The 17,230-nt window shown below is 61.5% G+C and carries 19 protein-coding genes; 12 read left to right on the top strand and 7 right to left on the bottom strand.

Annotation, left to right across the window (positions count from 1 at the left end; all coding sequences use genetic code 11):
- The first annotated feature begins 8 nt into the window (after nt 1-8).
- Nucleotides 9-644, top strand: a complete 636-nt coding sequence (gene maiA / locus C5F70_RS19045) for a maleylacetoacetate isomerase (protein ID WP_046384605.1) — start codon at nt 9-11, stop codon at nt 642-644.
- A gap of 15 nt (nt 645-659) precedes the next feature.
- On the opposite strand, the gene C5F70_RS19040 is transcribed toward maiA, so the two are convergent.
- Entirely contained in the window at nt 660-1,463 is an 804-nt protein-coding gene (locus C5F70_RS19040; protein WP_104903865.1) for a SirB1 family protein, read from the bottom strand.
- 185 nt (nt 1,464-1,648) lie between these two features.
- Here C5F70_RS19040 and C5F70_RS19035 point away from each other — a divergent pair, with 185 nt between their 5' ends.
- The gene (locus C5F70_RS19035; protein WP_017848678.1) at nt 1,649-2,668 is read left to right on the top strand and encodes a Glu/Leu/Phe/Val dehydrogenase dimerization domain-containing protein; all 1,020 of its coding nucleotides are present in this window, start codon (nt 1,649-1,651) and stop codon (nt 2,666-2,668) included.
- 55 nt (nt 2,669-2,723) lie between these two features.
- Here the strand turns inward: C5F70_RS19035 and C5F70_RS19030 are convergent, their stop codons facing one another.
- The gene (locus C5F70_RS19030) at nt 2,724-2,984 is read right to left on the bottom strand and encodes a YebG family protein (protein WP_017848679.1); all 261 of its coding nucleotides are present in this window, start codon (nt 2,982-2,984) and stop codon (nt 2,724-2,726) included.
- A 248-nt stretch (nt 2,985-3,232) separates the two neighbouring features.
- Between C5F70_RS19030 and C5F70_RS19025 the strand changes: the two genes are divergently transcribed.
- Nucleotides 3,233-3,718: a phosphate-starvation-inducible protein PsiE gene (locus C5F70_RS19025; protein ID WP_046488615.1), complete on the top strand. Its 486-nt coding sequence runs from the start codon at nt 3,233-3,235 to the stop codon at nt 3,716-3,718.
- On the opposite strand, the gene C5F70_RS19020 is transcribed toward C5F70_RS19025, so the two are convergent.
- Complete coding sequence (locus C5F70_RS19020) at nt 3,715-4,032, bottom strand: DUF3509 domain-containing protein (protein ID WP_017844523.1); 318 nt, start codon at nt 4,030-4,032, stop codon at nt 3,715-3,717. The genes C5F70_RS19025 and C5F70_RS19020 overlap by 4 nt on opposite strands.
- Nucleotides 4,033-4,600: 568 nt before the next feature.
- On the opposite strand from C5F70_RS19020, the gene C5F70_RS19010 reads away from it, so the two are divergent.
- Nucleotides 4,601-5,011: an HPF/RaiA family ribosome-associated protein gene (locus tag C5F70_RS19010; RefSeq protein ID WP_017844524.1), complete on the top strand. Its 411-nt coding sequence runs from the start codon at nt 4,601-4,603 to the stop codon at nt 5,009-5,011.
- 54 nt (nt 5,012-5,065) lie between these two features.
- On the opposite strand, the gene C5F70_RS19005 is transcribed toward C5F70_RS19010, so the two are convergent.
- Nucleotides 5,066-6,586 (bottom strand): MFS transporter, encoded by a 1,521-nt coding sequence (locus C5F70_RS19005; protein WP_104903863.1) that lies wholly within the window; start codon nt 6,584-6,586, stop codon nt 5,066-5,068.
- Nucleotides 6,587-6,692: 106 nt separating this feature from the next.
- Here C5F70_RS19005 and C5F70_RS19000 point away from each other — a divergent pair, with 106 nt between their 5' ends.
- The 7 genes from C5F70_RS19000 (at nt 6,693) to C5F70_RS18970 (ending at nt 13,952) form a co-directional block, all read left to right on the top strand.
- Nucleotides 6,693-7,604, top strand: coding sequence for a LysR family transcriptional regulator (locus tag C5F70_RS19000; protein WP_104903862.1), 912 nt, complete (start codon nt 6,693-6,695; stop codon nt 7,602-7,604).
- Between the two features lie 96 nt (nt 7,605-7,700).
- Nucleotides 7,701-8,003, top strand: coding sequence for a DUF3649 domain-containing protein (locus C5F70_RS18995; protein ID WP_046384598.1), 303 nt, complete (start codon nt 7,701-7,703; stop codon nt 8,001-8,003).
- A complete protein-coding gene (locus tag C5F70_RS18990; protein WP_046488612.1) occupies nt 8,000-9,574 on the top strand; it encodes a PepSY domain-containing protein in 1,575 nt (524 codons plus the stop codon). Before C5F70_RS18995 ends, C5F70_RS18990 begins: the two co-directional genes overlap by 4 nt.
- Nucleotides 9,575-9,901: a DUF3325 domain-containing protein gene (locus tag C5F70_RS18985; RefSeq protein ID WP_104903861.1), complete on the top strand. Its 327-nt coding sequence runs from the start codon at nt 9,575-9,577 to the stop codon at nt 9,899-9,901.
- A 7-nt stretch (nt 9,902-9,908) separates the two neighbouring features.
- Nucleotides 9,909-10,487: an RNA polymerase sigma factor gene (locus tag C5F70_RS18980; protein WP_079442912.1), complete on the top strand. Its 579-nt coding sequence runs from the start codon at nt 9,909-9,911 to the stop codon at nt 10,485-10,487.
- Nucleotides 10,484-11,461, top strand: coding sequence for a FecR family protein (locus tag C5F70_RS18975; RefSeq protein ID WP_104903860.1), 978 nt, complete (start codon nt 10,484-10,486; stop codon nt 11,459-11,461). The genes C5F70_RS18980 and C5F70_RS18975 overlap by 4 nt, the downstream gene beginning before the upstream one ends.
- Nucleotides 11,462-11,711: 250 nt before the next feature.
- Complete coding sequence (locus C5F70_RS18970; RefSeq protein ID WP_102617536.1) at nt 11,712-13,952, top strand: TonB-dependent receptor; 2,241 nt, start codon at nt 11,712-11,714, stop codon at nt 13,950-13,952.
- A gap of 54 nt (nt 13,953-14,006) precedes the next feature.
- Here C5F70_RS18970 and C5F70_RS18965 read toward each other — a convergent pair whose 3' ends face one another.
- Together C5F70_RS18965 and yejK are read right to left on the bottom strand one after the other, a co-directional pair.
- The gene (locus C5F70_RS18965) at nt 14,007-14,357 is read right to left on the bottom strand and encodes a glutaredoxin family protein (RefSeq protein WP_017844532.1); all 351 of its coding nucleotides are present in this window, start codon (nt 14,355-14,357) and stop codon (nt 14,007-14,009) included.
- Nucleotides 14,357-15,361: a nucleoid-associated protein YejK gene (yejK, locus tag C5F70_RS18960; RefSeq protein ID WP_104903859.1), complete on the bottom strand. Its 1,005-nt coding sequence runs from the start codon at nt 15,359-15,361 to the stop codon at nt 14,357-14,359. Before yejK ends, C5F70_RS18965 begins: the two co-directional genes overlap by 1 nt.
- Before the next feature lie 397 nt (nt 15,362-15,758).
- On the opposite strand from yejK, the gene C5F70_RS18955 reads away from it, so the two are divergent.
- Nucleotides 15,759-16,040, top strand: coding sequence for an HU family DNA-binding protein (locus tag C5F70_RS18955; protein ID WP_003188840.1), 282 nt, complete (start codon nt 15,759-15,761; stop codon nt 16,038-16,040).
- 68 nt (nt 16,041-16,108) lie between these two features.
- Here C5F70_RS18955 and rlmF read toward each other — a convergent pair whose 3' ends face one another.
- The gene (rlmF, locus tag C5F70_RS18950; protein WP_079442914.1) at nt 16,109-17,131 is read right to left on the bottom strand and encodes a 23S rRNA (adenine(1618)-N(6))-methyltransferase RlmF; all 1,023 of its coding nucleotides are present in this window, start codon (nt 17,129-17,131) and stop codon (nt 16,109-16,111) included.
- Between the last annotated feature and the right edge of the window lie 99 nt (nt 17,132-17,230).

The raw sequence follows: 17,230 nt of genomic DNA, 5'->3' as shown, positions 1-17,230 counted from the left end.
GCAGGGCGATGGAGCTTTACACTTACTATCGGTCTACCGCGTCGTACCGGGTACGGATCGCGCTGGCGCTCAAGGGCCTGGACTTCACCGCCGTGCCGGTCAACCTTGTGGCGCCGGCGGGCGGCGCCCATCGCCAGCCGGAGTACCTGGCGATCAACCCACAAGGTCGCGTCCCGGCGCTGCGCACCGATGACGGCGAACTGTTGATCCAGTCGTCGGCGATCGTCGAATACCTGGAGGAATGTTATCCACAGGTGCCGCTGCTGTCCCAGGACCTGGCAGCCCGCGCCCATGCGCGCGCGGTGGCGTCGATCATCGCCTGTGACATTCACCCGCTGCACAACTCCAGCACCCAGAACCTGCTGCGCCAGTGGGGCCACGATGAAACCCAGGTGCTGGCCTGGATCGGTCATTGGATCAGCCAGGGCTTGGACGCGGTCGAGCAGTTGATTGGCGATCACGGGTTTTGCTTTGGCGAGCAGCCGGGGCTGGCGGATGCGTTTCTGATTCCGCAGCTGTATGCCGCCGAGCGCTTCAAGGTGGCGTTGGCGGGGTATCCGCGTATCGGGCGGGTGGCGGCTTTGGCGGCGCAGCATCCGGCGTTTATCCAGGCGCACCCTGCCAACCAGCCTGATACACCCTAGACGCGCTCGTTGTGTTCAGTGAATCACTGAGTTGGGCGGCAAGTGGCCCAGCCGCTGGGTCAGGCGCAGGCGCTGGATCGGGTCTTCGCTGAGCAGCAGCGCGTGCTCCAGGTCGAAACGCTCGGCGCTTGGGCAGTCCAGGCGTTGATACAGGCTGGCCCGCGCCAGGTAATCGGCGGCGCTGGCATGGCCCAGTTCCAGCACGCGCTCGGCGTCGACCAGGGCGGCCAGCGGGTCGTCATTGGAGAGGTACAACTGGCGCAGGTTGCGCGACAGTCGTTGCAGGATCGAGCGTGGGCTGGCGGTGCGCAGGTGGTCGGCCTGCAGCTTGAGGTCAGGGCCGTATTGGCGTTGCAACAGTTCGCGGCAATCGTTGGGGTACAGGCGTCGGCCGCCGCAAGGGTCGAGCAGGTGATCGGCGCCGGGTACCCGCAGCAGGAAGTGGCCGGGGAAGTTGACGCCGACCATCGGGATATTCAGGCGTTGCGCCAGTTCCATCGCGATCAGCCCCATGGCCAGGGGTTGTCCGCGCTTGCGCTGCAACACCTTGTCCAGCAGCGCGGCGGCGGGGCGCAGCGGGGTGAAGTCATCCTGGGCGAACCCCAGGTCATTCAGGCGTCGCAGCAACGGCTGGCCGAGCTCATCCGCCGGCAACAGGGGCATGCCCAGGCTGGCCTGCTGTTGCAGCACGTTGAGCTCCTGCAGGATCAACAGCGGTTGCACCGTTGGGTCATGCTCGGCCGCAATCCACAGCGCAGCTTCAAACAGCGCAGGGGGCGAACGTTCCAGGCAGGCGAAAAAGGCGTGACGGGGGTTCATTGCATTCTCCGGCGGATGCTCCCGTTTTAGCCTTGCTGAGAATTTTCGTCCAGTAGCTTGAGAGATATCCTACTTGCTTATGTCGCAGGCCCCGCAAAACCGGGTGGCTTATTCCCGCGCACTTCGGCAGTTTTCTGCCGCAGGCCTATACTTGGCGACACCAGAAGTGATTCGGGAGCTTGACGATGTTTGCTCTCATGCACAGCACCCGCCTTGAATCGCTGCACCTCAGCATCGACCCGACGACCGGGTTGAAGGCGATCATAGCCATCCACAACAGCCGCCTGGGGCCTGCCCTGGGTGGTTGCCGTTACCTCGCATATCCCGACGACGAAAGCGCGGTGGCCGACGCCGCACGCCTGGCCCAAGGCATGAGCTACAAGGCCGCCCTGGCGGGTTTGCCGGTGGGCGGTGGTTGCGCCGTGATCCTGCGCCCCGCCCATGTGGAAAGCCGCGCAGCCCTGTTTGAAGCCTTCGGGCGATGTGTCGAGCAACTTGATGGCCGCTATATCACCGCCATCGACAGCGGCACCTCGGTGGCCGACATGGATTGCATTGCCCAGCAAACCCGCTTCGTCACCAGCACCACCGCCGCCGGCGACCCTGCGCCCCATGCCGCCATGGGCGTATTCGCCGGCATCCGCACCACCGCGATGGCGCGCCTGGGCAGCGACAATCTCGAAGGCTTGCGCGTGGCGATCCAGGGCCTGGGCAACGTCGGTTACGCCCTCGCCGAACAACTGCATGCCGCCGGCGCCGAACTGCTGGTCAGCGACATCGACCAAGGCAAAGTGCAACTGGCCATGGAGCAACTCGGCGCACACCCGATCGCCAATGACGCCTTGCTCAGCACCCCCTGCGACATCCTCGCGCCCTGCGGCCTCGGCGCCGTGTTCAATCGCAACAGCGTCGGCCAACTGCGTTGCGCCGCCGTGGCCGGTTCCGCCAGTGCGCAACTGACCAACCTGCAAGTCGCCGACCAGTTGGAAGGGCGCGGCATCCTCTACGCTCCGGACTATGTGATCAACTCCGGTGGCCTGATCTACGTCGCCCTCAAGCACAGCGGCGCCGAACTGCCGACCATCACCGCGCACCTGTCGAATATCGGCACGCGCCTGACCGAAATTTTCGCCCACGCCCAGGCCGAAAAGCGCTCCCCTGCACGGGTCGCCGATGAACTGGCCGAGCGCCTGCTTTACCGCTAGCCCACGCATTAAAAAGGCCCTGAATCATCGATTCAGGGCCTGTTCAATTCGGGCTTTATTCCGCCGGCGGGTTCAGCAACTCGGACAGCGCGTCCGGTTGGCTCCTGAACGCCTTGGCAAAGACATCGCGGTTTTTCGCCATGTAGATCCCGGCCTCTTCAACCTGCTGCTCGCTCAACGACGGCACAGCTTTTTGCAACACTTCTGCGAGCAACTCAGCGAGTTCAAGCATCTTGTCATGACGGTCAGCTTCGGCTTTATCCATGAACAAACGCTCCAGATCTCGGCTGCTGCGGTATACCACTTCGACGGCCATTCACCACCTCACATGCCTTCACGATAGTTGTCTTTTGCGACTACTGTATTTATATACAGCTAAAAGGGTAAGCCAAACCGTGGGGTTTGGGTAGCAGTTTTTTAATGTAGCCTGGAAATACAGGTTTGGAGTGTCCCATGTCACCCTGCCATCATCTTATCTCTGCCTCTGGCCTTTTTTCTGCATGCAGAACAACCGTCACGTCCAAGCCGCATTATCCGGTCGAGCCGACCTAAGGAAGCATCATCGTGAAAATCAACTGGGCCGAAAAGCTGCGTCAGAATGTCCACGGGCTGGCCGAGTCGCTGGGCAATCTGTTTGTCGAGTCGTTCCATTACCTGGCGTTGTTCGCCATCGGTGCGGTGACCGCCTGGGCGGCGGTGATGGAATTTCTGGGGATGTTGGAGAACGGGCACATCAAGATCGATGACATCTTGCTGTTGTTCATCTACCTGGAATTGGGCGCCATGGTCGGGATTTACTTCAAGACCAACCACATGCCGGTGCGCTTCCTGATCTACGTGGCGATCACCGCGCTGACGCGTCTGCTGATCTCCAACGTGTCCCACCACAACCCGCCGGACATCGGCATCATCTACCTGTGCGGCGGGATTCTGTTGTTGGCGTTCTCGATTCTGGTGGTGCGCTACGCGTCGTCGGCGTTTCCCTCGGTGAAGGTGCAAGGCCCGCACCGCAAGGGCGAGAGCCCTGAAACAGAGAAAGGCGAGCTTTAAAGCCTGACGCTCAAGGGCAGGGCGCGGGTGGGCGGTCGCTGCAACAGCTTGTGACTGTCCCCGTCCGTCATCACCGCCAGGATCTCCATGGCGCTGTGGCCCTGCTCGATGGCAATGCCGAACTGAATGCTTTGCACCAGGCGCTTGAGCCGTTGCGGGTCGTTGCGTTGTGCGGCGCTGATCATGCGCTTGACCACCACGCCCTGCTCATTCGAGAGGGTTAGCATGATGCTGCCATCCAGGCGCTGGATGCTCAGGTTGACCCGGTATTGTGGGGTGAAGGTGTCGGTGATGATCTGAAAAGGATTGTCCATGGTGCGTTACCGCCTGATAAGAACATGCAGTCATTGACGACCGAGGTCTGGATTAGTTCGCGTTGCCTGACCACCGGCCACTCCGTCGCTGAGGGTTCACAACATCCGTTTGCCTCATCAGTTGTACAGCAAGGGCCGTGCCGTACAGCGACCTGTCTGACGCTGGAATCACCTGTAGGAGGGGGCTTGCCCGCGATTGCGGTGGATCAACTGATGAATCCTCGGCTGAGAGACGGCTATCGCGGGCGAGCCGGTTCCCACATGGGTTGGCGTCGTGCTTTGTTTCAGGGCAATAGCGAGAAAGCGGTGCATGATTGGTCGGCGGCGCAAGCAGGCGCGCGCGGGGCAACGATGAAGATTGCGGGGCATAGGAAGATGTAACTAACTCCCCACCCTACCAGCGTTTTTGCTTGTAGTCAGGGTTAATTTGTAATGTGGGATTTATCTTTGCAAAGGGGTTGAATTGTTTCTCTGACTGCTCAATTGTGTAATCAAGAGGTCATGGTTTCACCACCCCGGTGTTGCAGTTTGTGACCTCTCGCGAGCTAGCTGAAATAAGGGAAGAACTATGCAAATCCAAGTCAATAGCGATAACCATATTGAAAGCAGCATCCGACTGGAGGAGTGGGTACGTAATACCATTGAAAGCACGCTCGAACGTTATGACGAAGACCTGACCCGCGTTGAGGTCTACCTGCGGGATGAGAACGGCGACAAGCCCGGTCCCCACGATTTAAGCTGCCGCCTGGAAGCACGGCCAAAGGGCCATCAACCGCTTTCGGTGCTGCATAAAGCCGATACGCTAGAACTGGCGATCGACGGTGCCGCGACCAAGCTGGACCATGCGTTGGAACACTTGTTCGGCAAACTGCAAGGCAAGCCACGCGCTGCCGCGAAAAATGTGCCGGCCAACAAAGTGAATGATGACGCGCTTGAAGAGGAATTCCTGGAAAACGAAAACGCTGCAATTAACAGCTGACAGTTTTTTCATTCCCCACTGAGAACGGGCCTGCAGATGCAGGCCCGTTTTTGTTTACCTGCTGCGTCGGAAAAAATACCCGCTCAACCACGCCAACCCACACGCCCCTACGCCCGCAAACAACATCGCCCAACCTGCGCCGTGGCGCAGCGCCGCTTGGGCATCCGCGCGCGCCAGCCCCATCGAGCTCAGCACTTCCAGCTTGCCCGCTGCAATGTGCTGACTGATCGCGGGCCAATCCAGTGCGCTGGTTTCGGGCAGCACTTCGGCCAGTTGATGGCTGATCCCCAGCAAGAGCACCAAACCCATCAGCGCAATATTCAGCGCCAGGGTGATCAGCCGCGCACTGAGGTCGATACCCGAGGCCATGCCGGCGCGATCCGCCGAGACCGAGCCGGTGGTGGTGTTGGTGGTCGGTGAGTTGGTCAGCGCCAAGCCCACGCCGGCCATCGCGCAACTGAACAGCACCAGCACGATGTTTGGATGCGCGGCGCCATTGGCGGCGGCCATGGCCATAAAGCCCGTGCCCATCACCCCCAGGCCCAGCGGGATGATGCGTGCGGCGCCGTAGCGCAGGGCCAGGCGTTCGGCCAGCGGCGGTACCAGCAAGGTGGGCAGGGTATAGGCGAGCAGGGCGCTGCCGGTGGTCAGGGTGTCGTAGCCCAGGCCCGCCTGGAAGTACAACGGCAGGTAGATCATGAACGGCCAGAAGCTGAAGTTCATGCCGATCGACCCCATCAACGCGCCGTTGAAGCGTTGGATGCGAAACACCGAAAAATCGAACATCGGATGGGCGCTGCGCCGCTCAATCAAGCTGAACAGCAGCAGCGCGACCAGCGACAGGCCGGCCCAGCCCAGCATGGCCGGTGCGCCAAAGCCATTCTCGGTGCCTTGGGTGATGAAATAAACCAACGCAAACACCGACAGCGTCAAGGTGAGCATGCCGGCGATATCGAGGCGATGGCTGGCCGGGTCGCGCGACTCCTGCACGCTGACATGCAGCAGCACCAGAGTCAGCAAGGTCAGCGGCACATGTACGAGAAACACCCAGCGCCAGTCCGCCACCGCCAGGATCAACGCCCCGACCATCGGCCCGAAGCCCAGGCCCAGGCCCGCGATCACGCCCCACACCGCAAAAGCCCGCGCCCGCGCCGCCGGTTCACGGAACTGGTGCGACAAAATCGCGAACTGGCAGATCATCATCGCCCCGGCGCCCACGCCCTGGACGAAACGCGCCGTGATCAGCAGGGACGCGCCTTCAGCCAGCCCGCAGGCCAGCGAGGCCAAGCCAAACAGCCACAGGCACAGCACCAGCATGCGTCGCCGGCCAAAGCGGTCGGCCAGCGTGCCGGCAGCCATCAGTACGCTGGTGCAGGCCAGGGTGTAGGCGTTCATGATCCATTGGGCATCCTGGAAACCCGTGCCCAATTGTTGTTCCAGCGTGGGCAGGATCACCGGCACGCTGGAGATTTCCAGGCCGAACATCAGCGCCACCAGGCACACGGCGGTGAGGGCGAGCGCGTTTCTGGCGGAGCCTGATGGGCTGACAGCCGATACAGCGACGGTGGGAGGCATGGAATCTTCCTTTCGAGAGGTGGAGCGTGTCATTCTCGCGGGAAGTGGATTCTTTATTCGTGACAAGTTTTCCTTCAATCAGGGAATAAAGGGCGACAATTACAGCATGGCCACCCCACGTTTTGATGGCGTTGAACTCTTTCTGCAGATCGTCGAGAGCGGCAACCTGACCGAAGCCGCCGAACGGCTGAACCTCACCCGTTCGGCCGTGGGCAAAGGCTTGGCGCGCCTCGAGGCGCGCCTGGGCACGTGCCTGTTGCAGCGTTCCACCCGCCGCCAGCGGTTGACTGAGGACGGGCAGGCTTATTACGAGCATTGCCTGCGCGCGCTGGCCGAGCTGGAAGCGGCCGAATCCGTGCTCGAAAGCGGTCGGCAGCAGCCTCGCGGGCGCTTGAGGGCGAGCCTGCCGCTAGCTTTCGGGCATCACTACGCGGCGCCGGTGTTGTGGGGCTTGCTGGACCGTTTTGCGCAGTTGGAGATTGATATTTCGTTTTCTGACCGGCTGATCGACGTGGCCCAGGAAGGCTTCGACCTGGCGGTGCGAATCGGCGCGTTACCCGACACCGACCGCTTGAGCGCCCGGCGCCTGGGCGAACAGGCCATCGGCCTGGCGGCGGCGCCGGCGTATTTGCGCCGCGTCGGTCGAATCGAGTGTCTCGAGGATTTGGCCGGGCACCGCGGTATTGCCTACCGCTGCAATGCGCCGCGCCTGGAGTGGGAACTCAATGATGCCCAAGGCCGCCCGCACCGCGCGCGGGTCGCCTCGCCGCTGATGATGGACGACCTCCAGGCCGTGGCCGATGCCGCCATCGCTGGCGTGGGCCTGGCCTGGTTGCCGAGCTGGCTGATCGCGCACTATGTGCTGCGCGGGCAGTTGGAAGCGGTACTGCCGAGCTACCGTGAGCAACCCGCGCCGATTCATGTGATCTGGCCCACCGCGGCGCACATGCCGGCCAAGACGCGCTGCGCCATCGACGCCCTGGTCGCGGGCACCCCGAGTTGCCTGGCGGGCAGCTAGATCTCACGCCTTCGAGCAGGTGATTCATCCGTTCTCTTTTGCTTATGAGAATATTTATCATTAATATTGCGCTCTGATGAACCTGGCGCTCCCCGCATGAAAAGCAAAACCTCGCTTCCCGCCGCTTACCGCCTCGCTGTCACGTCACGCGCATTGGCCGCTGTGGTCGGCGGCTATCTGATGGCGTCTCTGGCCGCCGTCTGCCTGGCGCTGTGGCTGCCCACGTCCCGCGCCGACGCAGTGATCACCGGGATGATGAGTTCGTTTGTGTTCTACCTGTTGGCGGTGCTGTGGTGCTTTGCCTGCCGCACGGCATGGCGTGCCTGGTGTGGCGTGATGCTGCCGAGCGCGTTGTTCGCGACCCTGGCAGGTGTGGGTGTATGGATGGCACGCACATGAAAGAAGGATTCCGCCAGGCCATGGCCTGGTTGCACACTTGGGCCGGACTGATCTTTGGCTGGCTGCTGTTTGCGATTTTCCTGACGGGCACCTTGTCGTATTTCAAGGATGAAATCAGCCATTGGACCCAGCCCGAAGTGCAGGCCAGGCCGTTGGACGATGGGCGCAGCCTTGCGGTGGCCCAAGCCTACCTGCAGCAGCAGGCGCCCACCGCCGCGCGCTGGATTATCACCTTGCCGAACAGCCGCGACCCTGGCCTGTCGGTGATGTGGCAAGACAAGGTCGACCCGGGCAAACGCGGCAACTTCATCCAGAAAGTCCTCGACCCGGTCAGCGGCCAAGCCGTGCAAGCCCGCGAAAGCATGGGCGGCGAGTTCTTCTATCGCTTCCACTTCCAGCTGCAAATGCCGTACCCCTGGGGCCGCTGGTTATCCACCTTCGCCGCGATGGTGATGTTGGTCGCGTTGATCACCGGCATCATCACCCACAAAAAAATCTTCAAGGACTTCTTCACCTTCCGCCCCCGCAAGGGCCAGCGCTCCTGGCTCGACGGGCATAACGCCGTGGGCGTGCTGGTGCTGCCGTTTCATTTGATGATCACCTACAGCAGCCTGGTGATCTTCATGAGCATGGTCATGCCGGCCCCGATCGTGGCCTCTTACGGCAACGACAGCCGGGCCTTCTTCAACGAGGTGTTCCCCGCCACCGACAACGCCCCGGCGCTGGGCCAGCCCGGCACATTGTTGCCGTTGCTGCCGATGTACGAACAGGCGCGGGCGCAGTGGGCGGGCGGGCATGTCGGGCGCTTGGTGGTGAATAATCCGAGTGATGCGAATGCCTCGGTCAATGTGGTCCGCGCCGGCGCCGACCGCGTGGTGCATGATTTCGGCAGCACCGTGTCGTTCAACGGCAGTACCGGCGAGCGGCTGCGGGTCAGCGCCGAGCAATCGCTGCCGGCGGCGATCGGTGGCAGTTTCTATGGCCTGCACATGGGCCGTTTCGCCGGCCCGGTGTTGCGCTGGCTGTACTTTATCTGTGGGCTGGCGGGCACCGCGATGATCGGCACCGGCCTGGTGATCTGGCTCGGCAAGCGCCAGCTCAAGCACGCCAAAACCGGCGGCATGCCGTTTGAGCTGCGCCTGGTCGAAGTGCTCAATATTGCCAGCATGTCCGGGTTGTTGATCGCCATCGCGGCGTTCTTCTGGGCCAACCGTTTGTTGCCGGTGAGCTTCGCCCAGCGCGCCGACTGGGAAGTGCAAATGTTCTTTATCGCGTGGGGCCTGAGCCTGTTGCACGCCATGCTGCGCCGAGGGCGCCAGGCCTGGGTCGAGCAACTGAGCGTTGGTGCGCTGTTGTTTGGCGCGATCCCTGCGCTCAACGCGCTGACCACCTCGCACCACTTGGGCGTGTCACTGGCGACGGGCGACTGGGCCATGGCCGGCTTCGACCTGACGTGCCTGGGCAGCGGGGTATTCCTCGCCTGGGCCGCCTGGAAGATGCACCACCGCACGGCGCCCCAGCCCAGGGCCGAACGGGCGCGCGCGCTCACTCTCAAACCGGAGGCGCATTGAATGCTGCTTGCATGGCTGATGTGCTACGTCGGGTTTACCGCACTGTGCCTGTCCACCGACCGTCACCATGGCGAACTGCTGCGCAGCAAGCCGTCGCCGCGCCGCCGCCTGGGGTTGCGCGCGGTCGGTGGAGGGTGGTTGACGCTATCGATCTGGCCAGCGGTGGCTGCCTCGGGGTGGGCCCAAGGCCTGGTGGAGTGGTGCGCGGTGTTGATGCTCAGCGCGCTGCTACTGGTGCTGCTGTTGCCGTATTGGCCGAGGTTGGCCTTGAGCCTGGCGGGCGTCGGCCTGCTGGCCGGTCCCGTCGCAGCCTTTGCCACCCTGTGAGCTGCGCATGATGATCAGTACGCCACCGGAACCCCAGGACAGCCCGCACGCGGACGCGGCGGGTGGGCGCGCGCATTTCCTGCAGGTGTTTTTGTCCCAGCGTTCGCAGATGGAAGCGCTGGTCAGCCGGCGCGTGGGCTGTCGTGCCACTGCAGCCGACCTAGTGCAGGACTTGTTCCTGCGCTTCTGGCGCCGGCCGCTGGTGCAGGTCGAAGAGCTCAGCACGTACCTGCTGCGCTGCGCCGGCAATATCGCCATCGACCACCTGCGCAGCGAAGGCGCGCGGGTGCGCAGCAACGAAGGCTGGTTGCCCGAGCAGCAGGACAATCAAGGCTCCGAACCCCAGGCTGCACTGGAGGCCGGCAACGACCTGCGCCACGTCGAGGCGGCCTTGCGCAGCTTGCCCGAGCGCACCCGCCAGATCTTCCTGCTCAACCGCATCCATGGCCGCAAATACGCGCAAATCGCCAAGGCCATGGGGCTGTCCCAAAGTGCCGTGGAAAAACATATGATGCGTGCCCTCGAAGCCTGCAAAGCCAGCCTTCGCGAGCCATTGCCTCCACGCACGCCAGGGAAAGCACCGTGAACGTCACTCCCACGCCCGACCAGCAACAGGCCGCACTGGCCTGGCTGAGCCTGTTGCACGACCAGCCCAGCAGCGGCGACCAGGCCACCTTCAGCCTTTGGCTGCGGGCTGATCCGGCACACGTCGAGGCCTATTCCCAGGCCCAGGTGCTATGGGAGTTGAGCGAAGTGCCGGCGCGTAAACTGGCGGACGAAGACGCGTTGGCCTTACAGGGCTACCTGAATGCGATGCACACCTCGCAGCGCTCACGGGCAATGCGCGGGGTGGGTGCCCTGGCCATAGCCGCGTGCCTGGTGTTGATGGTGTGCATGGGCGGCGGCTGGCAACCGTCGCGCTGGGTCGATGACCTGGGGGCGGACTACGTGACGGCGCCGGGCGAGGTGAAAACCGTGACCCTGGCCGATCAATCCCGCGTCACCCTGGATGCCGACAGCGCCATCGCCGTGGATTTCAGCCAGGGTGAGCGGCATGTCCAACTGCGGCGCGGCGCGGGCTTTTTCAGTGTGACTCACACCGGCGCGGCATTTGTGGTGGGCGCGGGCAGTGGTGAAACACGGGTGCTGGGCACGCAGTTCGAAGTGCGCCTGCAACCGGCGGGCGCGCAGGTGACGGTGTTGTCGGGGCGGGTCGGCGTCACGCCGGCCAAGCAGGGTGCGCAGCAAATTCTTACGGCGGGCCAGCAAATGAGCTACGCCGAGGGCGTGGCCGAGCCCCTGCACGCGGTCGACAGCGAATCACGCCTGGCCTGGCGCGACGGCTGGCTCAACTACTACAAGGCACCGCTGGCCGAGGTGATCGAGGATCTGCAGCGTTACTACCCTGGGCGCATCCTGCTGCTCAACGACGAAGTGGGCTCCCGGCGTGTCAGCGGCAGCTTCCCGAGCAACGATCCGCAAGCCGTGCTGAATGGCTTGCAAGCGGTGCTGGGGTTCGAGCAGCACACGCTGTTGGGGCGGCTGATCGTGGTGCGTTAGGTACACGTCGGACCGCGCTTTTCCGGTATTCCCCCACCCCTTTCCAGCCAGACATCTGCAAACCAGTGCCTGGCGGCCTTTCACTGAACCTTCATTCCAATCGCCAAAACCTGTCACCAAACGGTTACACGCGGTGTGGATCATCCCCTGGTTCCTGAGCAAGTGGTCAGGAAGATAAGCGTCGCCTGTCATCCCGGTTCCGACGCAACTGCCCTCATATAACAGAACAATGCAGGTAAAGGATCTACACGTGAACTACAACAATCTTTATGCCCTGCTTTTAGCATCGGGCTTGGGCGGCTTTGCGCCGCTGATTCTGGCGGACGACGCCCAGGATGTCGGTTTGGTGAATATCACCGGCAAACAAAACCTCGGCAATGGCCACATGATTCGAGAGGAAAGCGCCAAGGCGCGGTCGACGGTAACCAAGGAGGCCATGGACGAAATGTCGCCGACGGCCAACGCCATCGACAAGCTCAAGTACACGCCGGGGATCAACGTTTCCAGCGATGACGCGAGCGGTACCAGCGGCACCAATTTCACCATGCGCGGTATGAACTCCGATCAAGTCGGGGTTTCCGTCGACGGCGTGCCGATCAACGACTCGGGTAGCTATGGCGTCTATTCCAACCAGATGGGGGACTCGGAAAACCTCGCCGAAGTGTTTGCGACTCAGGGCTCTTCGGAAGCCGACGGCCCGCACATTGGTTCCAGTGGCGGCAACATCGGCATGATCACCCTGCGGCCGACCAAAGAGTCGGGGGCCTTCATCAAACAGACCATCGGCGCCAATGACTTGCGTAAGACCTTTGCGCGGGTCAATACCGGCGAGCTGGGCGGTTTCAAGAGTTGGGTGTCGGCCTCCCACCTGGAGGGCGACAAGTGGCGTGGCAAAGGCACCTTACGCAGTGACAAAGTCGAGTGGAGCGGCTTGTTCGAAGATGACAGCGGCAACTCGACCCTTGCCACGCTGAAGTACAACAATCAGGAAAACTACAACTACAACAGCTTGAGCAAGGCGCAGTTCGAGCAAGAGGGGCGGCGTAAAGATTACCCCGAGACGCCAATTTACAAGTCGGGGCTGTTGTCAGCATCCTACAAACTCAACCGCAACCCATTCGAAAGCGTCAATGCGACGCTCACCCAGCGCTGGCGTCTGCGTGATGACCTATTGCTGACGGTCACACCTTATTACTACTGGTCCAACGGAGGCAGTTTCAGCGGCCAGACCGCTTCGAACCTGGGACCCCGCTCGGATAAGGGCGGCAACTACGACCTGAGCAATCTCAAATCGGCTAACTACTACCGCCCCTCATGGACCGAGACCTGGCGCCCCGGCGTTACCGCGAAATTGAAATGGGACATCAACGAACAACATAGCCTGGACTACGGTTACTGGTATGAACGTGCTCGCCAGCGCCAGACTCAGCCATTTATCGGGATCAATAGCGAGGGCGCACCCGATGATGTGTGGGGTGACTACAACGACGGTGGCCAAGTCGTCGACAAGAACGGTAAAACCGTCCAAGGCCGTCACTACTACACCGTCACCCCAGCGCAGAAACTATGGGTTCAGGACAACTGGCAAGCCACACCGGACTTGAGTTTTGTCGGTGGTCTGGCCTATCAGTACGTCGAGCGTGACGGCAACAACCTGGGCAGCCTGTACGACAAACCGGAGAAAAGGAACGCGCGCTACCATCAGTTCTTGCCCAACTTCAGCGCCAAATACCAGGTCGATGACAGCAACCAGGCGTTCTACAACGTCACACGTAATATGCGTACACCGCCTAACTATGTGCTGTACAACAAAGGTGACTCCCTGAGTCTCAAGCCTGAATTGAGCTGGAACCAGGAACTGGGCTGGCGCTACACCGAAGATGCCATGGCGTTGAGCGCAACGCTGTTCTACATCACCTTCAAAGACCGCCAGCTGTCGACCACCGACCTGAACGGTGACTTCGTGATGGCCAACGTCGGCAGCGTCAATAACAAGGGGCTGGAGTTGGAGTGGAGTGGTTTGTTGCCGCACAATTTCAACTACTACGCCTCCTACACCTACACCCAGTCTGAACAGCAAGACGACTTTGTCAGCAAGAACGCATTGCTGCCGACTTCGGGCAAGCAACTGGCGAACGTGCCGAAAAACATGTTCAACCTGGTGTTCGGATATGACGACTCACGTTTCTACGGCAACATCGCCGGTAAATACGTGGGCAGTTTCTATGGCGATTTGACCAACAACGAAAAAATCGACGGGCGCACGGTATTTGACCTCAACGCAGGTATTTATTTGCCGGTGGACAAGAAGGTCATCAAGTCGGCGGCCCTGCGCTTTTCGATGCTCAACGTGTTCGACAAGGAGTACCTGAGTTCGGTACGCACAGTCTCGTTCAACTCGGCACCGGTCAACGGTCTGGGGGCGAGCACGGCGTACTACAACGTCGGTGAGGAGCGTACGGCGATGGTGTCGTTGGAGGCGAATTTCTAAGCGGACTCTCGCGTCGATGCGGGCGGGCTTGCTCGCCTGCAGTTGATCGATAGGTTACTTCAGCGCCGCCATGATCTTCTCGGGGCTGTAATCGCGAATCAACGTGCCATTCACGTCCACGAACGGAATCCCGCCGCCGCCCAACGCTTCATAGGCCTTGCGCGCCTGGGCGTCTTTTTCGATATCGAGCGCCTGGTACGGAATGCCTTTCTGGTCGAGGAAGCGGCGGATCTGTTTGCAGTAGCCACACCACTCGGTGGAGTAGAGCACCACGCGCGCCGAAGCCCGCGTTTGCTCCGGGACCACCTGGGACGGGTTGAACAGCCGTTCGACCTTGCCCCAGTTCTGGATCGCCACCACCACCAGCAACACCAGCAGGACTTTTTTGAGGACCCCGCCGAGCATCAGTTGCGGCGCTTGAGCTGGTCGGTCAGTTGGGTCGGCAGGCCCTTGATGATCAAGGTGCCGGCGGCTTCGTCGTACTCGATCTTGTCGCCCAGCAGGTGCGCTTCAAAGCTGATCGACAGCCCTTCGGCGCGCCCGGTGAAGCGGCGGAACTGGTTGAGGGTGCGTTTGTCGGCCGGGATCTCCGGCGACAGCCCATAGTCCTTGTTGCGGATGTGGTCATAAAACGCCTTAGGCCGATCTTCATCGATCAGCCCCGACAATTCTTCCAGGCCCATCGGCTCGCCGAGCTTGGCCTGGCTGCTGGCGTAGTCCACCAGGGTCTTGGTCTTTTCGCGGGCGGTTTCGTCCGGCAGGTCCTCGCTTTCAACGAAGTCGCTGAACGCCTTGAGCAGGGTGCGCGTTTCGCCCGGGCCGTCGACGCCTTCCTGGCAGCCGATGAAGTCGCGGAAGTACTCCGAGACTTTCTTGCCGTTCTTGCCCTTGATGAACGAGATGTACTGCTTGGACTGCTTGTTGTTCTGCCACTCGGACACGTTGATCCGCGCCGCCAGGTGCAACTGGCCCAGGTCCAGGTGGCGCGATGGCGTCACGTCCAGTTCGTCGGTGACCGCCACGCCTTCGCTGTGGTGCAGCAGGGCGATGACCAGGTAGTCGGTCATGCCTTGCTGGTAGTGGGCAAACAGCACGTGGCCGCCGGTGGACAGGTTGGACTCTTCCATCAGCTTCTGCAGGTGTTCGACGGCGGTGCGGCTGAACGTGGTGAAATCCTGGCCACCGTCGAAATACTCCTTCAACCAGCCGCTGAACGGGTGCGCGCCCGACTCGGCATGGAAGAAACCCCAGGCCTTGCCTTGTTTGGCGTTGTAGCTCTCGTTGAGGTCGGCAAGCATGTTCTCGATCGCGGCCGACTCGGCAAGTTCGGAGTCGCGGGCGTGGAGAACTGCGGGTGTGCCGTCGGGTTTTTTGTCGATCAAGTGGACGATGCAATGACGGATCGGCATAGGCTTCTCGGCTGGTTGATAGGGGAGCGGTTGGCCTCCCCGAAAAGTCGCCCAGTGTACCGCACCCATTGGCCAAGACGTGCTTTGAAGGTGTTTTGGAAGGCCTCCGACGGGCCATATGCCTTTTTTTCACGGTTTAGAGCGATAAAGCTGACCAAATGGGTAGGTAGAAGCGGATATTTCCCCGTCTCTGTGCTAGTTTTGCCCGGTCTTACGCCCAAGACTCGGCGTTAAGCGTGCATTCAGTATTTGTCAGGTCGAACCAATCCTCGTTTCAAGCATCTATAACCCCGATCTCCGAGGTTATAGCCGGGGATGCCAGGCCTTGACGGTCGGGCTCGACGGCTGACACTGCACTCTGCAATCCATATGAATTTGATAGGGAAGGAACACCACAATGGCTATTACTAAAGACCAACTGATCGCTGACCTGGCTGAAGCAGTAGACGCACCGAAAACCACCGTGCGCGCTCTGCTGGACCAACTGAGCCAAGTTGTTGCTGATCAGCTGGAAAACGGCGGCGAAATCACTCTGCCAGGCGTTGGCAAACTGAAAGTGACCGAGCGTCCTGCCCGTACTGGCCGTAACCCTTCGACTGGCGCTGCCATCGAAATCGCTGCCAAGAAAGTTATCAAGCTGGTTGTGGCCAAAGGCCTGACCGACGCTGTTAACAAGTAAGACGCAGCAAAAAAAAACCGTGCGCCGGAGCGATCCGGGCACGGTTTTTTGTTGCCCGGGATTTAGGCTCAGTCTTTGCGCGCCCAGCGCTGGCGCCATACCTGCTGCTCGGACGGGGTCTGGAAGGTCCAGGCGACAAAGCGGCTCTGTTTCTGGCCCTGGGACATTTCCACCACCTGGCTTTGCAGCACGCCGGCTTTTCTCAGCGCGGTCTCGATCGCGGGCAGGTTCGAGGCTTTCGACACCAGGGTGCTGAACCACAACACCTTGTGGGCAAAGTGCGCGCTCTCGGCGATCAATTGCGTCACGAAGCGCGCTTCACCGCCTTCACACCACAGTTCGGCCGATTGGCCGCCGAAGTTCAGCACCGGCAACTTGCGTTTTGGGTCAGCCTTGCCCAGGGCGCGCCATTTGCGTTCGCTGCCTTTGGTGGCCTCGTCCATGGACGCGTGGAACGGCGGGTTGCACATGGTCAGGTCAAAGCGCTCGCCCGGTTCCAGCAGGCCCAGCAGGATCTGTTTGGGGTTGCTTTGCTGGCGTAGCTGGATCGCCTTGTTCAGGCCGTTGGACTGCACGATGGCCTTGGCGGCGGCGACGGCAGTAGGGTCGACTTCCGAACCGAGGAAGTGCCAGCGGTATTCGCTGTAGCCGATCAGCGGGTAGACGCAGTTGGCGCCCATGCCGATGTCCAGCACCTTGACCGGCGCGCCGCGGGGAATTTCGCCGTCATTGACGCTGGCCAGCAGGTCGGCGAGGAAGTGGACGTAGTCGGCACGCCCCGGCACCGGCGGGCACAGGTAATCCGCCGGGATGTCCCAATGCTGCACGCCATAGAAGGACTTCAACAGCGCCCGGTTGAATACGCGCACGGCGTCCGGGCTGGCGAAGTCGATGCTTTCCTTGCCGTAGGGGTTGATGATCACGAATTGCGCCAGTTCCGGCGTGGTCTTGATCAGCGCCGGGAAGTCGTAACGGCCCTGGTGGCGGTTGCGCGGGTGCAGGCTGGCCTCTTTGCGCGGCACGACGGGTTTGGCCGTGGTGGCGGTCTTGGGCTTCTTGCGCGGAGGTTTCGGTGTGCTGGGGGCGGTCATGATGATTCTGGTGTTGGCTCAAAGTGGTGGGCATTGTCACACATCCTGAGGTCAACTCGATCAAATGTGGAAGGGAGCAAGCCCCCTCCCACATTGATC

Source organism: Pseudomonas sp. LH1G9 (genome assembly GCF_002949975.1).
Taxonomy (GTDB): Bacteria; Pseudomonadota; Gammaproteobacteria; order Pseudomonadales; family Pseudomonadaceae; genus Aquipseudomonas; species Aquipseudomonas veronii.
The sequence above is the reverse complement of the archived record's forward strand: the minus strand, read 5'-3'. Positions and strand labels throughout refer to the sequence as shown.

What these genes read in the sequence shown, in the direction of transcription:
- maiA (WP_046384605.1), top strand. Translation starts at nt 9, where the DNA reads ATGGAGCTTTACACTTACTATCGGTCTACCGCGTCGTACCGGGTACGG.
- C5F70_RS19040 (WP_104903865.1), bottom strand. Translation starts at nt 1,463, where the DNA reads ATGAACCCCCGTCACGCCTTTTTCGCCTGCCTGGAACGTTCGCCCCCT.
- C5F70_RS19035 (WP_017848678.1), top strand. Translation starts at nt 1,649, where the DNA reads ATGTTTGCTCTCATGCACAGCACCCGCCTTGAATCGCTGCACCTCAGC.
- C5F70_RS19030 (WP_017848679.1), bottom strand. Translation starts at nt 2,984, where the DNA reads ATGGCCGTCGAAGTGGTATACCGCAGCAGCCGAGATCTGGAGCGTTTG.
- C5F70_RS19020 (WP_017844523.1), bottom strand. Translation starts at nt 4,032, where the DNA reads ATGGACAATCCTTTTCAGATCATCACCGACACCTTCACCCCACAATAC.
- C5F70_RS19010 (WP_017844524.1), top strand. Translation starts at nt 4,601, where the DNA reads ATGCAAATCCAAGTCAATAGCGATAACCATATTGAAAGCAGCATCCGA.
- C5F70_RS19005 (WP_104903863.1), bottom strand. Translation starts at nt 6,586, where the DNA reads ATGCCTCCCACCGTCGCTGTATCGGCTGTCAGCCCATCAGGCTCCGCC.
- C5F70_RS19000 (WP_104903862.1), top strand. Translation starts at nt 6,693, where the DNA reads ATGGCCACCCCACGTTTTGATGGCGTTGAACTCTTTCTGCAGATCGTC.
- C5F70_RS18995 (WP_046384598.1), top strand. Translation starts at nt 7,701, where the DNA reads ATGAAAAGCAAAACCTCGCTTCCCGCCGCTTACCGCCTCGCTGTCACG.
- C5F70_RS18990 (WP_046488612.1), top strand. Translation starts at nt 8,000, where the DNA reads ATGAAAGAAGGATTCCGCCAGGCCATGGCCTGGTTGCACACTTGGGCC.
- C5F70_RS18985 (WP_104903861.1), top strand. Translation starts at nt 9,575, where the DNA reads ATGCTGCTTGCATGGCTGATGTGCTACGTCGGGTTTACCGCACTGTGC.
- C5F70_RS18980 (WP_079442912.1), top strand. Translation starts at nt 9,909, where the DNA reads ATGATGATCAGTACGCCACCGGAACCCCAGGACAGCCCGCACGCGGAC.
- C5F70_RS18965 (WP_017844532.1), bottom strand. Translation starts at nt 14,357, where the DNA reads ATGCTCGGCGGGGTCCTCAAAAAAGTCCTGCTGGTGTTGCTGGTGGTG.
- yejK (WP_104903859.1), bottom strand. Translation starts at nt 15,361, where the DNA reads ATGCCGATCCGTCATTGCATCGTCCACTTGATCGACAAAAAACCCGAC.
- C5F70_RS18955 (WP_003188840.1), top strand. Translation starts at nt 15,759, where the DNA reads ATGGCTATTACTAAAGACCAACTGATCGCTGACCTGGCTGAAGCAGTA.
- rlmF (WP_079442914.1), bottom strand. Translation starts at nt 17,131, where the DNA reads ATGACCGCCCCCAGCACACCGAAACCTCCGCGCAAGAAGCCCAAGACC.